The sequence below is a fragment of the Nonomuraea sp. NPDC050328 genome, from assembly GCF_044459405.1.
GTDB lineage: Bacteria > Actinomycetota > Actinomycetes > Streptosporangiales > Streptosporangiaceae > Nonomuraea.
Genome location: NZ_JBITIW010000009.1, coordinates 225,908 through 241,686, shown reverse-complemented (window position 1 = coordinate 241,686; position 15,779 = coordinate 225,908). Strand labels below are relative to the sequence as shown.

At 71.8% G+C, this 15,779-nt stretch carries 17 protein-coding genes; 5 read left to right on the top strand and 12 right to left on the bottom strand.

Going from position 1 to position 15,779, the window contains the following annotated elements; all coding sequences use genetic code 11:
- Positions 1-79: 79 nt before the first annotated feature.
- Positions 80-1,369 carry a glutamate-1-semialdehyde 2,1-aminomutase gene (gene hemL / locus ACIBG7_RS30880; protein ID WP_397338476.1) on the bottom strand — a complete coding sequence of 430 codons (1,290 nt, stop codon included), beginning with the start codon at positions 1,367-1,369 and terminating at the stop codon, positions 80-82.
- A 69-nt stretch (positions 1,370-1,438) separates the two neighbouring features.
- Here hemL and ACIBG7_RS30875 point away from each other — a divergent pair, with 69 nt between their 5' ends.
- On the top strand, positions 1,439-1,864 hold the full coding sequence (locus ACIBG7_RS30875; protein WP_357919779.1) for a nuclear transport factor 2 family protein: 426 nt from the start codon (positions 1,439-1,441) through the stop codon (positions 1,862-1,864).
- A gap of 21 nt (positions 1,865-1,885) precedes the next feature.
- On the opposite strand, the gene ACIBG7_RS30870 is transcribed toward ACIBG7_RS30875, so the two are convergent.
- The 6 genes from ACIBG7_RS30870 to ACIBG7_RS30845 form a co-directional block, all read right to left on the bottom strand.
- Positions 1,886-2,515, bottom strand: coding sequence for a bifunctional DNA primase/polymerase (locus ACIBG7_RS30870; RefSeq protein ID WP_357919777.1), 630 nt, complete (start codon positions 2,513-2,515; stop codon positions 1,886-1,888).
- 138 nt (positions 2,516-2,653) lie between these two features.
- The gene (gene hemB / locus ACIBG7_RS30865; protein ID WP_397338475.1) at positions 2,654-3,637 is read right to left on the bottom strand and encodes a porphobilinogen synthase; all 984 of its coding nucleotides are present in this window, start codon (positions 3,635-3,637) and stop codon (positions 2,654-2,656) included.
- A 49-nt stretch (positions 3,638-3,686) separates the two neighbouring features.
- Positions 3,687-5,231, bottom strand: coding sequence for a bifunctional uroporphyrinogen-III C-methyltransferase/uroporphyrinogen-III synthase (locus tag ACIBG7_RS30860; RefSeq protein WP_357919771.1), 1,545 nt, complete (start codon positions 5,229-5,231; stop codon positions 3,687-3,689).
- Entirely contained in the window at positions 5,228-6,136 is a 909-nt protein-coding gene (gene hemC / locus ACIBG7_RS30855; RefSeq protein ID WP_357919768.1) for a hydroxymethylbilane synthase, read from the bottom strand. The genes ACIBG7_RS30860 and hemC overlap by 4 nt, the downstream gene beginning before the upstream one ends.
- Positions 6,133-7,377: a glutamyl-tRNA reductase gene (locus ACIBG7_RS30850; RefSeq protein WP_357919765.1), complete on the bottom strand. Its 1,245-nt coding sequence runs from the start codon at positions 7,375-7,377 to the stop codon at positions 6,133-6,135. Before ACIBG7_RS30850 ends, hemC begins: the two co-directional genes overlap by 4 nt.
- Positions 7,374-8,105, bottom strand: coding sequence for a redox-sensing transcriptional repressor Rex (locus ACIBG7_RS30845; RefSeq protein WP_397338474.1), 732 nt, complete (start codon positions 8,103-8,105; stop codon positions 7,374-7,376). Before ACIBG7_RS30845 ends, ACIBG7_RS30850 begins: the two co-directional genes overlap by 4 nt.
- Before the next feature lie 80 nt (positions 8,106-8,185).
- Between ACIBG7_RS30845 and ACIBG7_RS30840 the strand changes: the two genes are divergently transcribed.
- Positions 8,186-8,419 (top strand): glutaredoxin family protein, encoded by a 234-nt coding sequence (locus ACIBG7_RS30840; RefSeq protein ID WP_357919762.1) that lies wholly within the window; start codon positions 8,186-8,188, stop codon positions 8,417-8,419.
- A 22-nt stretch (positions 8,420-8,441) separates the two neighbouring features.
- On the opposite strand, the gene ACIBG7_RS30835 is transcribed toward ACIBG7_RS30840, so the two are convergent.
- On the bottom strand, positions 8,442-9,893 hold the full coding sequence (locus ACIBG7_RS30835; protein ID WP_397338473.1) for an antibiotic biosynthesis monooxygenase: 1,452 nt from the start codon (positions 9,891-9,893) through the stop codon (positions 8,442-8,444).
- A gap of 202 nt (positions 9,894-10,095) precedes the next feature.
- Between ACIBG7_RS30835 and ACIBG7_RS30830 the strand changes: the two genes are divergently transcribed.
- The 3 genes from ACIBG7_RS30830 (at position 10,096) to ACIBG7_RS30820 (ending at position 12,321) form a co-directional block, all read left to right on the top strand.
- Positions 10,096-10,740: a sigma-70 family RNA polymerase sigma factor gene (locus ACIBG7_RS30830; RefSeq protein WP_357919756.1), complete on the top strand. Its 645-nt coding sequence runs from the start codon at positions 10,096-10,098 to the stop codon at positions 10,738-10,740.
- 62 nt (positions 10,741-10,802) lie between these two features.
- Entirely contained in the window at positions 10,803-11,420 is a 618-nt protein-coding gene (locus ACIBG7_RS30825) for a DUF5667 domain-containing protein (protein ID WP_397338472.1), read from the top strand.
- 22 nt (positions 11,421-11,442) lie between these two features.
- Positions 11,443-12,321, top strand: coding sequence for an HAD-IB family hydrolase (locus ACIBG7_RS30820; protein WP_357920380.1), 879 nt, complete (start codon positions 11,443-11,445; stop codon positions 12,319-12,321).
- 3 nt (positions 12,322-12,324) lie between these two features.
- Here ACIBG7_RS30820 and ACIBG7_RS30815 read toward each other — a convergent pair whose 3' ends face one another.
- The 4 genes from ACIBG7_RS30815 to ACIBG7_RS30800 form a co-directional block, all read right to left on the bottom strand.
- Positions 12,325-13,257, bottom strand: coding sequence for an LCP family protein (locus ACIBG7_RS30815; protein ID WP_397338471.1), 933 nt, complete (start codon positions 13,255-13,257; stop codon positions 12,325-12,327).
- Positions 13,257-13,835: an RNA polymerase sigma factor gene (locus ACIBG7_RS30810; RefSeq protein WP_357919747.1), complete on the bottom strand. Its 579-nt coding sequence runs from the start codon at positions 13,833-13,835 to the stop codon at positions 13,257-13,259. Before ACIBG7_RS30810 ends, ACIBG7_RS30815 begins: the two co-directional genes overlap by 1 nt.
- Positions 13,836-13,897: 62 nt before the next feature.
- Positions 13,898-14,812, bottom strand: coding sequence for a lysophospholipid acyltransferase family protein (locus ACIBG7_RS30805; RefSeq protein ID WP_357919744.1), 915 nt, complete (start codon positions 14,810-14,812; stop codon positions 13,898-13,900).
- Positions 14,809-15,777, bottom strand: coding sequence for an NAD-dependent epimerase/dehydratase family protein (locus ACIBG7_RS30800; protein WP_357919741.1), 969 nt, complete (start codon positions 15,775-15,777; stop codon positions 14,809-14,811). Before ACIBG7_RS30800 ends, ACIBG7_RS30805 begins: the two co-directional genes overlap by 4 nt.
- Positions 15,778-15,779: the final 2 nt, after the last annotated feature.

Here is a 15,779-nt window from a genome sequence, read left to right as displayed (position 1 = left end):
CCCGGCGGGCTGAGCCCCGGCTCTTCCGGCAGCCGGGCCTCGACCGCACGTCCGCAGTGGCCCACCCGCCTGCCTGGTGTCACACCTGCGTCGAAGCCGCCTTCGCCGCCGCCGGGAGCGCCTGCGCGATGCGCTCCAGCACCTCCTGGTCGTGCGAGGCCGACAGGAACCACGCCTCGTAGGCCGACGGCGGCAGGTACACGCCGGAGTCGAGCATCGAGTGGAAGAACGCCCGGTAGGCCGCGGTGTTCTGCGTCTGGGCCTCGGCGAAGTTACTCACCGGAGCGTCGGTGAAGAAGATCGAGAACAGGTTGCCCGCGCTCTGCAGCCGGTGCGGCACCCCCGCGGCGCTCAGCGCCTCGGAAGCGGCCGCCGAGACCGCGGCCGCCGCCGCGTCCACCTTCGCGTAGGCGCCCGCATCGAGGGCACGCAGCGTCGCCAGGCCGGCGGCGCAGGCCAGCGGGTTCCCGGACAGGGTGCCGGCCTGGTAGACCGGGCCTTCGGGCGCGAGGTGCGCCATGACGTCGGCCCGGCCGCCGAAGGCCGCCGCGGGCAGCCCGCCGCCCATCACCTTGCCGAAGGTCATCAGGTCGGCGTCGACCGGGTCGAGGCCGTACCAGCCGGCCGGCGAGACGCGGAAGCCGGTCAGCACCTCATCGACGATGAGCAGCGCGCCGTTGCTCGCGCAGATCTCCTTGAGGAAGGCGTTGAAGCCGGGCGCGGGCGGGACGACGCCCATGTTGGCCGGGCACGCCTCGGTGATCACGCAGGCGATCTCGAAGGCGGCGAAGGCCTCCCGCACCGCCTCGACCGAGTTGTACGGCAGGACGATCGTGTCGGCCGCCGAGGCGCCGGTGACGCCGGGCGTGTCGGGCAGGCCGAAGGTGACCACGCCCGAGCCCGCCGAGGCGAGCAGCGCGTCGACGTGGCCGTGGTAGCAGCCGGCAAACTTGACCACCTTGGAGCGGCCGGTGAAGCCGCGGGCCAGGCGCACGGCGCTCATCGTGGCCTCGGTGCCGGAGCTGACCAGGCGGACCTTCTCCACCGGCGCCATCCGGACGACGATCTCCTCGGCCAGCTCGACCTCGCCGGGGGTGGCGGTGCCGTACGAGAAGCCGTGGTCGAGCGCGCCGGAGACGGCGGAGACGACCGACGGGTGGCGGTGGCCCAGGATCATCGGGCCCCAGGAGCAGACGAGGTCGACGTAGCGGTTGCCGTCGACGTCGGTGATGTAGGGGCCCTGGCCGGCGGCCATGAAGCGCGGCGTGCCGCCCACGGCGCCGAAGGCGCGCACCGGAGAGTTGACGCCACCTGGGACGACGGCCTTCGCGCGGGCGAACAGGGCCTCGGAGTTATCGGTTCCGCTCACTCGCTCCAGGGTAGTCGGTTGCTTTGCCGTACACTCTACGGTACGTTGTACGGCAACGAGAGGAGCACTATGTACCAGCCGAGTGTTGAGGAACTGAAGAGCATCGAGGCGTGGTTCGCCGACTACGACCGGCTGGCCGACGAGGGCGCGATCGAGCGCCTGGCCGACCTGGCGGTCTTCCCGATGAACCTGGCGACGGACGTGCCGGGCGGGTACGCGGCGGTCAGGCAGTGGAGCCGCGAGGAGTACGTCGAGGCCATGAAGGAGTCGATGGGCGGCGGCACGGCCGGGCTCGACCTCACGTCGAAGCGCACGCCGCGCTTCCTGAGCGAGAACCTCGTGGTCGTCGAGACCGAGGCGGAGATGACGATCGAGGGGCAGCGGCAGCGCATGCACTACGCCGACCTGCTCATCCGCACCGAGCAGGGCTGGGCCTTCCAGACGATGGTCCAGGCCGGATGGGGCTACGGCTGGCAGCCCGCACAGCGGGGCTAGCCGGAAGAGGAAGCGGCGGGGTCAGACCAGGAAGTCCAGGACGCGCAGCGGGTCGGGCAGCGGGCGCCCGTCCGGCTGGCGCAGCCACGAGACGGCCTGGCCGCCCGGCAGCGTCGAGGGCGGCGCGAGCACGAAGCTGTCCCGGCAGTGCCAGCGCAGCCCCGGCGTCTCGGCCACCTCCGAGGGCACGCAGTCGAGGCTGCACGACCACCACTCGTCCTCGTCCTCGGGATTGCCCCGGGTGGCCACATAAAACAGGACCCGGTCGCCGTTGGCGGCGACCGGGCCCGTGAAGACCGCTGCGGCGTCCATGCGCGTGAGCGCGGACAGGCCGAGGGCGGCGGGTACGTCGAAGACGTCGAAGACGCGGCCCGTGGGAAGAATCACATTCGCCTCGGGCTCGCGCTGCCACCAGGCGGTGAGCAGCGCGGTGTCTGTGGTGGCCTGCAGGTTCCAGGCGGGCGAGAGCGGGTGCTGGCCGGGGTTGGGACAGCCGATCCGGTCACAGGAACAGGCGCGGTGGCCCTGACGCATCGGGTGCGCGCCGGGAGCACTGGCCCACCCGAGCGCGGCGTACCCGAGCACAGCGTCGATCCGCGTGGGATGCGCGGCCCGTTTCCTGGTGCGCCGTGCGATGGGTACGCCGACCATGCCTCAACTCCCGTCGAAAAACCTGGGATGGTCCGGCTCCGGGCGAAGACGCACGCAGGAAGCTCTCCAACAGGACACACCCGCACTTGTCATCGCACTCTAACGCACGGGGCGCACGCGTCACCGGGAAACCCCCACTTAGAGCCGGCGCGCCACCTCGGTGGCCCAGTAGGTGAGGATCAGGTCGGCCCCCGCGCGGCGGATCGCGATGAGCGACTCCATGATGGCCCGCTCGCGGTCGATCCAGCCGTTGGCCGCGGCCGCCTCGATCATCGCGTACTCGCCGCTCACCTGGTAGGCGGCCACGGGCACGTCGACCATGGCCTTCACCTGGTGCAGCACGTCGAGGTAGGCGCCGGCCGGCTTGACCATCACCATGTCCGCGCCCTCGGCCACGTCGAGCGCCACCTCGCGCAGCGACTCGCCGACCGGCCCGGCCGGGTCCTGCTGGTAGGCCTTGCGGTCGCCGAAGTTCTTCGGCAGCTCCACCGCGTCGCGGAAGGGGCCGTAGAAGCCGGAGGCGTACTTGGCGGAGTAGGCCAGGATCGGCACCTCGGCGAATCCGGCGCCGTCGAGCGCCCGGCGGATCGCGCGCACCTGGCCGTCCATCATGCCGCTGGGCGAGATGAGCTGGGAGCCGGCCCGCGCCTGCGCCACCGCCATCGAGGCGTAGCGCTCCAGCGTCAGGTCGTTGTCCACGGTTCCGTCGGGCGCCAGCACGCCGCAGTGGCCGTGGTCGGTCACCTCGTCGAGGCAGGTGTCGGCGCCCACCACCAGCGCGTCGCCGAACTCGGCCGTCACCTCGCGCAGGGCCACCTGGGTGATGCCCTCGGGGTCGTCGGCCGCCGAGCCGTAGGCGTCCTTCTCCTCCGGGACGCCGAACAGCATGACGCTGCCGACCCCCGCCTCGGCCGCCTCGTGCACCGCCTTGAGCAGCGAGTCACGGGTGTGCTGCACCACCCCGGGCATGGAGCCGACCGGCTGCTGCTCGCTGATGCCCTCCTTGACGAACAGCGGGAGGATCAGCTCCGCCGGGTGCAGCCGCACCCCGGTGACCATCCGCCGCATGGCGGGAGTACGGCGGAGCCGCCGCGGTCGCGCCGCGGGGAACTGAGCTGTCATGGGAACTCCTACGAACCCGGCGGGCTCGCCGGGAGCGGGGGTGGATGGACTACTTGGCGCGGCGCCGCGCTCCGCGCCGCATCTGCGAGGGACGCTTGGGCACGTCACCCGCGGCGACGGCGGCCTCACGCCGCTTCTGACCGTACTCCGCCAGAGCGGCCGCCAGGGCCGAAGCCGACGGTTTGTCCGCCATGACGTCCACCCGCAGCCCGAACTCCTCGGCCGTCTTGGCCGTCTGGGGCCCGATGACCGCGATCACCGTCGTGGTGTGCGGCTTGCCGGCGATGCCGACCAGGTTGCGCACGGTCGAGGAGGAGGTGAACAGCACCGCGTCGAAGCCGCCGGTCTTGATGGCGACCCGGGTCGGCTCGGGCGGCGGGGCGGCCCGGACGGTGCGGTAGGCGGTGACGTCGTCGCACTCCCAGCCCAGCTCGGTCAGCCCGGCGATGAGCGTGTCGGTGGCGATGTCGGCGCGCGGCAGCAGCACCCGGTTGATCGGGTCGAGCATCGAGTCGTAGGGCGGCCACTCGGCCAGCAGGCCCTCCGACGACTGCTCGCCGACCGGCATGAGGTCGGGCTTGACCCCGAACTCGATCAGCGCCCGCGCGGTCGCCTCGCCCACCGCGGCCACCTTGAGGCCGGCGAAGGCGCGGGCGTCGAGCCCGTACTCCTCGAACTTCTCGCGGATCGCCTTGACCGCATTCGAGCTGGTGAAGGCCACCCACTCGTAGCGGCCGGTGACCAGGCCCTTGATCGCGCGGTCCATCTGCTGCGGGGTGCGGGGCGGCTCGACCGAGATGGTCGGCACCTCCTCGGGCACCGCGCCGTAGGAGCGGAGCTGCTCCGACAGGCCCGCGGACTGCTCCTTGGTGCGGGGCACCAGCACCCGCCAGCCGAACAGCGGCCGGGTCTCGAACCAGGAGAGCTGGTCGCGCATGCCGACCGCGTCGCCGACGACGATCAGCGCGGGCTCGGCGAAGCCGGCGTGCTTGAGGTCGGGCTGCATCCGGCCGAGCGTGGTGACCACGGTGTACTGCTCGGTGGTCGTGCCGCCGCTGGAGACGGCGACCGGCGTGGCGTCGGACCGGCCGTTGGCGACCAGCGCCTTGGCGATCGGCACGGCCTGCTCGATGCCGTTGTAGATGACCAGCGTGCCGGGACAGGCGGCGTGCGAGGCCCAGTCCTGCTCCTGCGCGGCGTCCACCACCCGGAACTCCGGTACGGCGGTCGCCGCCGGGATGCCCGCGTAGGTGAGGACGGCGGTCGCCGGCGGGACACCCGGGACGACCTCGAAGTCCACCTCAGCGGCGGCACAGGCCGCTGCCTCCTCGGCGATCGAGGAGAACAACATCGGGTCGCCCTCGCACAGGCGCACCACGAGCTGGCCGGCCTGGGCGCGCCCGAGGTAATCGCCCTCGAGCACCTCCACGCCCTCGCGGCAGTGCCGCAGCAGCGGACCGTAGGCGTCCTCGTCGAGGACGACCACATCGGCCTTGGCCAGCAGTTCGGCGCCCCGCAGGGTCAGCAGGTCGGGATTACCCGGACCCGCTCCCACGAAGGCGACGAACGCTGAGGTCGGACTATCGGCGGTCAATGGGAATGCTCCCCCATCAATCTGTCGGCTCCTTCGGCCAGCATCTCCGCCGCCAGGAGGCGGCCGAGACGCTCGGCGTCCGAAGGGGAACCGGCGGCGGACTTGCGTACCGCCTGCGAGCCGTCCAGGGAGACGACCGCGGCGGTCAGGTTCAGCGTGTGCCCGTCGTCGAGGGCGTAGGCGCCGACCGGCGCCGAGCACCCCGCTTCGAGCGCGTTGAGCACGACCCGCTCCGCCGTGACGGCGGAACGTGTCCTTCCATCATCGAGCACGCTGAGGAACTCGACGAGAGGTGACTTCTCGGCCAGGCACTCCACGGCGAGCGCGCCCTGCCCGGGGGCCGGCAGCAGCTCCTCGACCTCGAAGACCTGGGCGATCTCCGCGGCCCGGCCGATGCGGTTGAGTCCGGCGCTGGCCAGCACGACCGCGTCGAGCTCACCCGAGGTGACCTTCCCGATCCGGGTGTCGGCGTTGCCGCGGATCGGCACGTACTCCAGGTCGGGGCGGAGCGCACGCAACATGGCGATGCGCCGCGGCGAGCCGGTGCCCACCCTGGCGCCGGCCGGCAGCTCGACCAGCCTGGCGGTGCCGACCAGCGCGTCGCGGTGGTCGTGGCGGGCCGGGAGGGCGGCGAGCACGAAGCGCTCGTCCGGCTTGGTCGGCAGGTCCTTCAGCGAGTGCACCGCGAAGTCGACCTCCTCCTCGACCAGCTTGTCGCGCAGCGCGCTGACGAACACGCCGGTGCCGCCGAGCTGGGCCAGGTGGGCCTTGGTGACGTCACCGAAGGTGGTGATGCCGACCAGCTCCACGGGGCGGCCGGTGGCTGCGGTGTAGGCGTCGGCGACCATCTGGGACTGCGTGGTCGCCATGAGGCTGCGCCGGGTGCCCAGTCGTAGTGCTCTCACAGCTCCACCTCCCTGACGGCTTGGGGCATCTTCGGGTCCAAATCGAACAGCTCGCGCAGAGCCTCCGCATAATGATCGCCCCCCGGGGAGGTGGCGAGCCGCTTGACACGCACAGTCGGCTCGTGAAGGAGTTTGTCCACGACCCGCCGCACGGTCTGCGTCACCTCCTCGCGGGCGTGCTCGTCGAGCTCGGGCAGGCGCATCAGCAGCCGGCCCAGTTCGGCCTCGACGACACCGGCGGCCTTGCTGCGCAGCGCCACCACCGTCGGGGTGACCCGGGCGGCGCGCTCGGCGTGGAGGAAAGCCTCCAGCTCCTCGGCGACCAGGGCGCGGACGGCCGCGACGGCCTCCTCACCGCGTACGGCGATGCCGGAGTCCCTGATCGTCTCGAGGTCGGCCAGGGTGACGCCGGGCAGCTCGCGCACGGCCGGGTCGACGTCGTGCGGCATCGCCAGGTCGAGGATGAAGACCGGCTTGGTGACCAGGTCGGGCGTGATCACGTGGTGGCCCGCGCCGACGCACGAGACGACCAGATCCACCTCGGACAGGTCGATCTCGCCCAGGCCGATCGCCCGGCCGCCCACCGACTCGGCCAGCCGCGCGGCCCGCTCGAAGGTGCGGTTGGCGACGACGATCTCCCCCAGACCGGCGCGCGCCAGCGTGGCCACCGCCAGGCCGCTCATCGAGCCGGCGCCCACGACCAGGGCCCGCTTGCCCGCCACCGGCCCGGCGAGCTGCAGGCCCGCGCCGACCAGGGAGGCTCCGGCCAGGTCGAGCTCGGTGTCGGCGTGCGCCCGCTTGCCCACCCGCAGCGCCTGCTGCACCAGCTCGTTCAGGACCGCGCCCGCGGTGCCGTGCTCCTGCGCCAGCTTGAGCGCCTGCCGTACCTGGCCGAGGATCTGGCCCTCGCCCACGACCATGGAGTCGAGGCCGCAGGCGACCGAGAACAGGTGCTCGACCGCGCGGTCCTCGTAGTGCACGTAGAGGTTCTTGGTCAGGTCGTCCACGCCGCTGTGCACCGAGAGCAGATCGGTGATCGCGGTCAGCGCGGGGTGGAAGCGGTCGACCGCCGCGTACACCTCGACCCGGTTGCAGGTGGAGACGACCATGGCCTCCGCCACGCTCACGTCCTGCTGCACGTCGAACAGCAGCTTCTCCAGCCGCTCCCCGGCGACCGCGACGCGCTCCAGCAGGGCCACCGGAGCGGTCCGGTGGCTCAGCCCGACGACGAGAACGCTCATTGACTATCCACGGCCATCAGTGGCCCCCCACTTTCGCGATCCGCTTTGCGCTGCTCGTGGAACGCAAGGATCTGCAGCTCGATCGATAGGTCGACCTTACGGACTTCGACGGTGTCCGGCACGGAAAGCACGACGGGGGCGAAGTTCAGGATGCTGGTGACGCCCGCGTTGACCACCCGGTCGCACACCGCCTGGGCCGCGGCCGCCGGTGTCGCCAGGACCACGATCGACACCCCGCGCCGTTTGATCACGGTTTCCAGTTCGTCGATGTGTACGACATTCAACCCCGCGATGGTGTCGCCCACCACTTCGGGGTCCGCGTCGAGCAACGCGGCCACCCGGAAGCCCCTGGAGACGAAACCGCCGTAATTGGCCAGCGCGCGGCCCAGGTTACCCACTCCGACGATGGCGACGGCCCAGTCCTGGGTGAGGCCGAGCTCCCTGGAGATCTGGTAGACGAGGTACTCCACCTCGTAGCCGACGCCGCGCGTGCCGTACGAGCCGAGGTGGGACAGGTCCTTGCGCAGCTTCGCGCCGTTCACCCCGGCGGCGGTCGCCAGGTCTTCGGAACTGACCGTGGCTATCCCCCGCTCGGCCATGCCGTTCAGCGCCCTGAGGTACAGCGGCAGCCTGGCCACCGTCGCCTCGGGAATGCCGCGGTCACGGGTTGGGGACGGGCGACGGGACACGGAGCTCCAGGTCGTGCGGGCGATCCGGGTTCCCGGCATCGCGTCAATGAAATCGAACCATCCTTCAGGTTAATCCCTTTGTGAACCGATGCACAAAGTCACTGGGTAGTGTTGGCCCCATGCATCGCGTCACCTTGCTCGGCAAGCCCGGCTGTCACCTGTGCGACGACGCGCGCGAAGTGATCGCGCGCGTGAGCGGCGAGCTCGGTGTGTCGTGGACGGAAGTCGACATCAATTCCTCGCCCGAGCTGCAGGAGAAGTACTGGGAGCTGATCCCCGTGACGCTCGTCGACGGGGTGCAGCACGACTTCTGGCGCGTCTCGGAGGAGCGGCTGCGAGCGGCGCTCGCCTAGAAGCCGCTCCCCTGGAAGAGCCCTAGAAGAGCGCGGTCGGGAGCGGCATCACCTTCGCCGCGTTGACCGTGAGCTCGATCACGTTGGTGGCCAGCACCATCGGCTGGCGTTCGCCGATGAACCGCTCGACGTGCGGCTGGCGCTGGTGGTCGGCGTAGGCGACGTCGTCGCGGTAGAGCTCGTAGACGATGCGCTGGAGCGGCGCGGACTTCACCCCGTGGCAGACGTAGAGCAGCGTGTCGGGCTCGTTGCGGCGCACCGCCTCGACGGCCTCCTCGGCCAGCCGGTCGAAGGCCTCGCCGTAGCCGTCCATCAGGGTGAAGACGGTGAGCAGGCCGAAGATCTTGGGCGAGGGGCGGTTGCCGGCCGCGGGGGCGGAGGCGCCGAAGACGTCCGCGCCGGGGTACATGATGCCGGTCGCGGGCATGCTCGGCTCCTGCGGGCGGCCGTAGCCCGGCGGGATCGGCTGCGGGCCGGTCTGCGGGTAGTTCTGGGGGGCGCCGTGCCTGCCGTACTCGGGGGCCGGGGGCTGCTGCGGCGCAGCCCCGTTCGGCAGGAACAGCCCGGTGGCCGGGCCGGAGTCGAAGGCCGGCTCGGGACGGTACTCGGCCGCCAGGGTGCCGCCGCGGAACTCGGGTGCCGAGTCGCCGGCGCGGTACTCGGCCACCAGCTCGCCCAGCCCGGAGCTGTGCCGGGGCCGCACGGGCGCGGGGGCCTGCTGCTGGGGCGGCGGCTCGGCGAAGGACTTCTGGTGCGCGCGGTCGCGGTCGGCGGTGATGGCGTCCTCCTCGTCGTCCTCGTACGGCGCCAGCGGGCGCAGCACGCAGTACCACAGGCCCGCCGCGGCGACGAGCAGCAACGCGGTGGTGAAGACCCCCGGCACGGTGAAGCGCAGGGCGCCCAGCAGGGCCAGCCCGGAAGGCGCGACCACCAGGGTGGCGTGCAGGTTGTCCAGGTCGTACTCGTCGCCCCTGCGCCAGCGCAGCACGGCCAGGACGATGCCGCCGACCATGAGCAGCGCGGTAATTATGTGCACGCCGAAAAGGGCGTACCCGGCGAAGATCGGCGACCAGTGCGTCGCGGCGAGAGGCAGCGACTTGCCCATGGAGCCGGCCTTGGCGACCGGGTCGAACAGGATCACCACGGCCACGACCACCGTCACCGCGATGCCGCCCAGCCACGCCGCGAAGCGCGGCGGCACCCGGTCGGCCAGCAGCTGCACCAGCCCGATGCCCATCCACAGCGGCGCCAGCAACGAGCCGCCGAGCTGGTAGATCTTGAAGGTCCAGGTGCCGAAGCCCACCAGGTGCCCGAAGCCGATGCCGCCCAGCGCCAGCGCGAGACCGGCCGCTGCAACGGTCCAGGCGATCAGCCACCCCTCCGGCTCCTCCCGGAGGCGACTGGCCAGGGCTCCCGCGGCGACCGCGGCGAGAAGCGCTCCGGCGAACGCAAGGACGGCAACGAGGATCTCCATGATGACTCCAATGCTGCCTGACAATGCTGCTCGGCGGATAGCCGAAAGAGGGGAAACGTGTGGCCACACGGTATCCGGGAGGGATGACTACCTGTGCCACGCGGGGTAAGGCATTGACGAAAGCAGCCGCAATCCGCACTATCCCAAGTCGGGAAGTAGCTCTTAGAGTGTTCCGAGCACGCCGAACCCCCAGGGAAACCGGATGCCAGAGCCTGCCCCCCAGTCATGGTCGCTCGCCGGGATCATGACCGCGACCGCACCCCGGCCGAGCGAGCTCGCCGTGCGCGAGGACGACCTCCGCACGCTGGTGCTGCGCGCCAAGACCGGCGACAGCGACGCCTTCGGAACGCTCTACGACCGCTACCTGGACCTGGTCTACCGCTACATCTACTTCCGCGTCGGCTCCCACGCCCTGGCCGAGGACCTGACCAGCGAGACCTTCCTCCGCGCTCTGCGCCGCATCGCCGACTTCACCTGGCAGGGCCGCGACTTCGGCGCCTGGCTCGTGACCATCGCCCGGAACCTGGTCACCGACCATTACAAGTCCGGGCGCTACCGGCTGGAGATCCCGACCGGGGAGGTGCTCGACGTCCCGCTGGACGGGGCGCACATCCCCGAGAACGCCGTGGTCACCGCGCTGGTCAACGACCGCCTGCTGCGTGCCGTACGGGATCTCAACCCCGAGCAGCAGGAGTGTGTGGTGCTGCGGTTCCTGCACGGGCTGTCCCTGGCGGAGACCGCGCTGATCATGGGGAAGAAGAGTGGAGCGATCAAAGCGCTGCAGTTCCGGGCGGTCCGCGCGCTGGCGCGGGCACTCAAGCACGACCTCACCCCCGACTCGGCGTAACCTCGCCACGCGGGCCCTCGTTAGGCCCTGTACACGGGTGGATCACGCTCTAAGAAGGTCTCATGCGTAAGTCGCGGCGCGAAGCGGGAGAGCGCCTCATGGCTCAGCTCGCGGAGTTGCAGCACGCTCCGCTGGGCGGCGGGCCCGACGCGACGTTCCGTGCCAAGCTGCGCGAGCAGCTCATGACCGCCGGTCCCGCCCCCGCCGAGCCGCTCGCCCGGCCGGTCCGCCCGGTGCGCCGGCTGTCGTGGTTCACCCAGCTCGCCACGGTCGGGCTGACCGCCTCGATGATGGTCTGGGCCGCGCTGACCTACCACTCGCTGCCCGGCGACGCCCTCTACCCGCTCAAGCGGGCCGCGGAGGACACGCTGGTACGGCTGAGCGCCGACCCGGTCGACCGCGCCGAGCGCGAGCTCGTCTCCGCCAAGACCCGCGCCGAGGAGCTCAACGCGCTGCTCGACTCCCCCGACGGCGGGCAGCACGTCGCGGCCACCCTCGACGACATGGCGACCAGCACCCGCTCCGGCATCAGCAAGCTGCCCCGCTCGACGACGGTCAAGGAGTTCGCCGAGGACCAGCGCGACATGGTCGAACCCATGCTGGAGCGGGTCGCCGGGGCCGACCAGGACAAGGTCAACGGTTACCTGCAGTACATCGACGGTCTCGTTGCCCCGCAATGAGACCCCTTAAGCTGACTTCATGATGCGGCTTCTACGACGACGACGGCATCAGGGGGAAGCGGAGATCGCCGGCGAGGTGGCGGCGGCGGCCGCCGTCGCGGCCGAGCCCGAGGCCGCTCCACCTGACCCCGAGGCGGCCGCCTTCTTCGACGTCGACAACACGATGATGCGCGGCGCGTCGATCTACCACTTCGCCCGGGGCCTGGCCACCCGCGGCATGTTCAGCACCTCCGACCTGGTGCGCTTCGCCCTCGGCCAGGCCGCCTTCCGGCTGCGCGGCAGCGAGAACCCCGAGCACATCGCGGTCGCCCGCGAGACCGCCCTGGCCTTCGTGGCCGGGAGCAAGGTCGAGGACGTGGTACGGCTCGGCGAGGAGATCTACGACGAGGCGATGGCCGACCGCATCTGGGCCGGCACCCGCGCGCTGGCCCAGTCGCACCTCGACGCCGGCCAGCGGGTCTGGCTGGTCACCGCGACCCCGGTCGAGCTGGCCCGGGTGATCGCGCAGCGGCTCGGCCTGACCGGCGCCCTGGGCACGGTCGCCGAGACCGCGGACGGCGTCTACACCGGCCGCCTGGTCGGCGACCTGCTGCACGGGCCGGCCAAGGCCGAGGCCGTCCGGGCGCTCGCCCGGCGCGAGGGCCTCGACCTCACCCGCTGCACCGCCTACAGCGACTCGGCCAACGACCTGCCGCTGCTGTCGCTCGTCGGCCGGGCGGTGGCCATCAACCCCGACTCCGAGCTGCGCGAGCACGCCCGCGCGCACGACTGGGTGATCAAGGACTTCCGCACCGGCCGCAAGGCCACGCTCACCGCGCTGCCGATCGCCGCCGGCCTCGGGGCCGTGGCGGGCGGCGTCGCGGCGGCCATCGCGCTACGCCGCCTCTACCGTCGAGGCTGACCGTCACTCCAGCCGGCGGAACAGCGCGCGCGCTTCCTCCGTGACCAGGAGCACCCGGTCCGGATCCCCGGGTGCGGCCTTGACCGGCACGGAGCCGTAGTCGATCCGGGTGTCGGCCAGCCCCAGGGCCAGCGCCTGCATGGCCTCCGGGTCGAAGTCGTCGTCGGTCCTGACCCAGGAGCCGGCGGCCCGGAGGAACTCGGCGAGCCTGCCGGCATCCGTCAGGTGCCGCCGGGCACTGGTACCGAGCGCGCGCAGGACGGTCAACTGGCGGGTCACCTCGCCACCCGAAGGCAGGCGCAGGTAACCGACCGCCTGAGCCCCGGTGAGCACCTGCCGCCCGGCCTTGAGGTGCAGTTTGGCTCGGGCGTCGTCGATCGGCTCCGCGAGGGTCACCTCGATGCCGCCGACCGCGTCGACCATCGACGCCAGGCCGGCGAAACCGAGCTCGACCGCGTGGTCGACGCGCACGTCCACCGCCTTCTCGACGGTCTCCCGGGTGCAGCGCAGGCCGCCCGCGGCGTAGGCGGCGGTGATCAGGCCCTGCTTCCCGCCCCCGCAGGAGGGCAGCGTGACCGTGGTGTCGTCCGGGATGGTGACGACCTGGGCCCGCTTGCGGTCGGCGGTGATCTGCACGACCAGCAGCAGGCCGCTGCGCTCGCCGTCGCTGCCGACGACCAGGATGTTCAGCGCCCCCGGCGCCGCCGCCGGACGCGGGCTCGTCAGGACGTCGATGGTGTTGGACTGCGAGTTCACCAGCACGGAAGGCACCGCGATGGCCAGGGCCGTAACCGCCGCGGCCAGCGAGAAGGTGAACCAGCCCGTCCGGCGGCGTCGCGGCCTGCCGTACATGGTCTCGCGCCGGCGGGCCAGCGTGGCGGGCGGCTCGCTCTCCAGCTCCTGCCCGAGGTCTCGCAGGATCCGCAGGTCGTCCATCACGCCTCCTCCAGGGGGTTGGTGTCGCCGAGCGCGGCGCGCACCTTGCGCCGGGCCCGATTGAGCCGCGAGCGCACGGTGCCGATCGGGATGTCGAGGGCCCGGGCGATCTCCTCGTAGGCGAGGTCGCCCCAGGCGAACAGGAGCAGCACGTCACGGTCCCTCTTCTGCAGGACGGCCAGCGCCCGGGCGAGCTCGCCCCGCGCGGCGCGGGCGCTCACCCCGGCGGCGACGTCGTCGGCGGGGAACGCGGCGGGCCCGTCCACCGGGCTGCGCAGCAGGGCGCGGTAGCGGGCCTGCTCGGTGCGGTGGTGGCGGGCCAGGAGCTTGGTGGCGATGCCGAACAGCCAGGGCCGGGCGTCGAGGTAGGACTGGTCGTAGCGGTGCCGCCGGGCGAAGGCCACGGCGAAGGTCTCACCGACGAGGTCCTCGGCGCCCTCCGGCCCGATCCGGCGCGACACGTAGCGGTAGATCATGCCGGAGTAGCGGTCGAACAGCGCCGCGAAGGACTCCGGCCGGTCCAGGGACTCGCGAACCACGTCGCTGTCCAGAACCCCGGGGAGCGGGGGTGCGGTCATAGAGCCGTGTCTTCCGTCGGGGAATCGGTCGAAGGGTTCTCTCCACTTCGCCCCGGCCGGGTTCACAGGAAGGCGTGACCGCGCTTCAGCCGCAACTCGTTCAGCATCGTCTGGATCGCCTCGCGGACGTGGTCGGTGAGGTTGAAGACCACCATGGGGTCGTCGGCCGCCGCCGGCTCGAACTCGTCGGTGCGGATCGGCTCGCCGAACTCGATCATCCACTTGGACGGCAGCGGCACCAGCCCGAGCGGCCCCAGCCACGGGAAGAGCGGGGTGATCGGCAGGTACGGCAGGCCCAGCAGCCGGGCGAGCGTCTTGAGGTCGCCGATCTTGGGATAGATCTCCTCCGCCCCCACGATCGCGGTGGGCACGATCGGCACGCCGGCCCGGATCGCCGAGGCGACGAAGCCGCCCCGGCCGAAGCGCTGCAGCTTGTAGCGCTCGGAGAAGGGCTTGCCGATGCCCTTGAAGCCCTCGGGGAAGACGCCGACGAGCTCGCCCTTGCGCAGCAGCCGGTCGGCGTCCTCGCGGCAGGCCAGGGTGTGGCCGGACTTGCGGGACAGGTGGCCGAGCAGCGGGAGCCGGTAGACCAGGTCGGCGCCGAGCAGGCGGCAGGGCCGACCGGCCTCGTCGTGCAGGGCGACCTGCATCATCAGCGCGTCGATGGGGAGCGTGCCGGAGTGGTTGGCCACGACCAGCGCGCCGCTGTCGTCCGGCAGCCGGTCGAGGCCGAGCGTCTCGACCCGGAACCAGTGCCGGTAGATCGGCCTGGCCAGCTCCATCAGCAGGTTGTCGGTCAGGTCGGGGTCGTAGCCGAACTCGTCGACCTCGTACTCCCCCGTCAGCCGGCGCCGCACGAAGGCGAGCGCCTTGGCCAGCGGGTCGGGCTCGCCCTCCTTCGCGTAGGAGGGCGCCTCGGTGATCGGGATCACCCGGGCGTGGTCGTGGTCGTGGCCGTTGGCGGGGTCGGAACTCACCGGTGGGACCTCAGGAAGTCGTCGAAGGCGGCGGCGGTGCTGAACTTCAGCGGCCGGCCCAGTTCGTCCGCCACGCGCTGGCTGTCCACCGCGCGGCCGTGGCTCATCAGGCGGAGCTGCTCGGGCGAGAAGTCGACCAGGCCCGCCCGCCGGGCGACGTCACCGATCAGGCTGAAGGCCGGGGAGGGCAGCGGCAGCGGCACCCGGCCGGCCCGCCGCAGGCACTGCGACAGCAGAAGCACGCCTGCCCCGGCCACGTTGAACGTGCCGGGGTGGTCGTCGTTCGCCATGGCCCGAAGGACCTCGACCGCGTCGTCCTCGTGGACGAACTGCAGCCGGGGGTCGAAGCCGAACACGGTCGGCACGACGGGCTGGGCGAAGTAGCGGGTCAGCGGCGAGTCGACGCCGGGGCCCATGAAGTTGGCGAAGCGCAGCGTGGAGACGCAGATGTCGGGCCGCCGCCGCGCGAAGCCGCGGACATAGCCCTCCACCTCGACCGCGTCCTTGGCGTAGCCGTGCGAGGGCCCGTCATGCGGCTCGTAGTCCTCGGTGAAGACCGCGGGGTCTCGTGGCGAGGAGCCGTAGACCGCCGTGGTGGAGCGGACCACCACGCGGCGCACGGTCTCGGAGCGCTGGCAGGCGCCCAGCAACTGCATGGTGCCGATCACGTTGTGCTCTTTCATGGCCGCCCGGCCGGACTCCCGCGAGGGAGCGCTGACCAGGCTCATGTGCACGACCGTGTCGATGTCGGCGGCCGCGATCACCTGCGCGATGTCGGGACTGCGCAGGTCCACGCGGACGAACTCGGTCTTCCCCAGGGACATGCCGCCGTCTCGCGTGAGCGAGGGGGGCGGCACGGTGTCCACTCCGATGACACGAGTGATCCCGGGGTCGGCGGCGAGCACGCTCGCCACCCGGGCGCCGATGTGGCGCGAGACCCCTGTGACGAGCACGGTGCGGGTCATCG

Excerpts from the sequence above, each read along its gene's own strand:
- hemB (WP_397338475.1), bottom strand. The coding sequence starts at position 3,637 with ATGACAGCTCAGTTCCCCGCGGCGCGACCGCGGCGGCTCCGCCGTACT.
- ACIBG7_RS30845 (WP_397338474.1), bottom strand. The coding sequence starts at position 8,105 with ATGCCGGGAACCCGGATCGCCCGCACGACCTGGAGCTCCGTGTCCCGT.
- ACIBG7_RS30820 (WP_357920380.1), top strand. The coding sequence starts at position 11,443 with ATGCGGCTTCTACGACGACGACGGCATCAGGGGGAAGCGGAGATCGCC.
- ACIBG7_RS30835 (WP_397338473.1), bottom strand. The coding sequence starts at position 9,893 with ATGGAGATCCTCGTTGCCGTCCTTGCGTTCGCCGGAGCGCTTCTCGCC.
- ACIBG7_RS30850 (WP_357919765.1), bottom strand. The coding sequence starts at position 7,377 with ATGAGCGTTCTCGTCGTCGGGCTGAGCCACCGGACCGCTCCGGTGGCC.
- ACIBG7_RS30875 (WP_357919779.1), top strand. The coding sequence starts at position 1,439 with ATGTACCAGCCGAGTGTTGAGGAACTGAAGAGCATCGAGGCGTGGTTC.
- ACIBG7_RS30810 (WP_357919747.1), bottom strand. The coding sequence starts at position 13,835 with ATGACCGCACCCCCGCTCCCCGGGGTTCTGGACAGCGACGTGGTTCGC.
- ACIBG7_RS30815 (WP_397338471.1), bottom strand. The coding sequence starts at position 13,257 with ATGGACGACCTGCGGATCCTGCGAGACCTCGGGCAGGAGCTGGAGAGC.
- ACIBG7_RS30830 (WP_357919756.1), top strand. The coding sequence starts at position 10,096 with ATGCCAGAGCCTGCCCCCCAGTCATGGTCGCTCGCCGGGATCATGACC.
- ACIBG7_RS30870 (WP_357919777.1), bottom strand. The coding sequence starts at position 2,515 with ATGGTCGGCGTACCCATCGCACGGCGCACCAGGAAACGGGCCGCGCAT.
- ACIBG7_RS30840 (WP_357919762.1), top strand. The coding sequence starts at position 8,186 with ATGCATCGCGTCACCTTGCTCGGCAAGCCCGGCTGTCACCTGTGCGAC.
- ACIBG7_RS30825 (WP_397338472.1), top strand. The coding sequence starts at position 10,803 with ATGCGTAAGTCGCGGCGCGAAGCGGGAGAGCGCCTCATGGCTCAGCTC.
- ACIBG7_RS30800 (WP_357919741.1), bottom strand. The coding sequence starts at position 15,777 with ATGACCCGCACCGTGCTCGTCACAGGGGTCTCGCGCCACATCGGCGCC.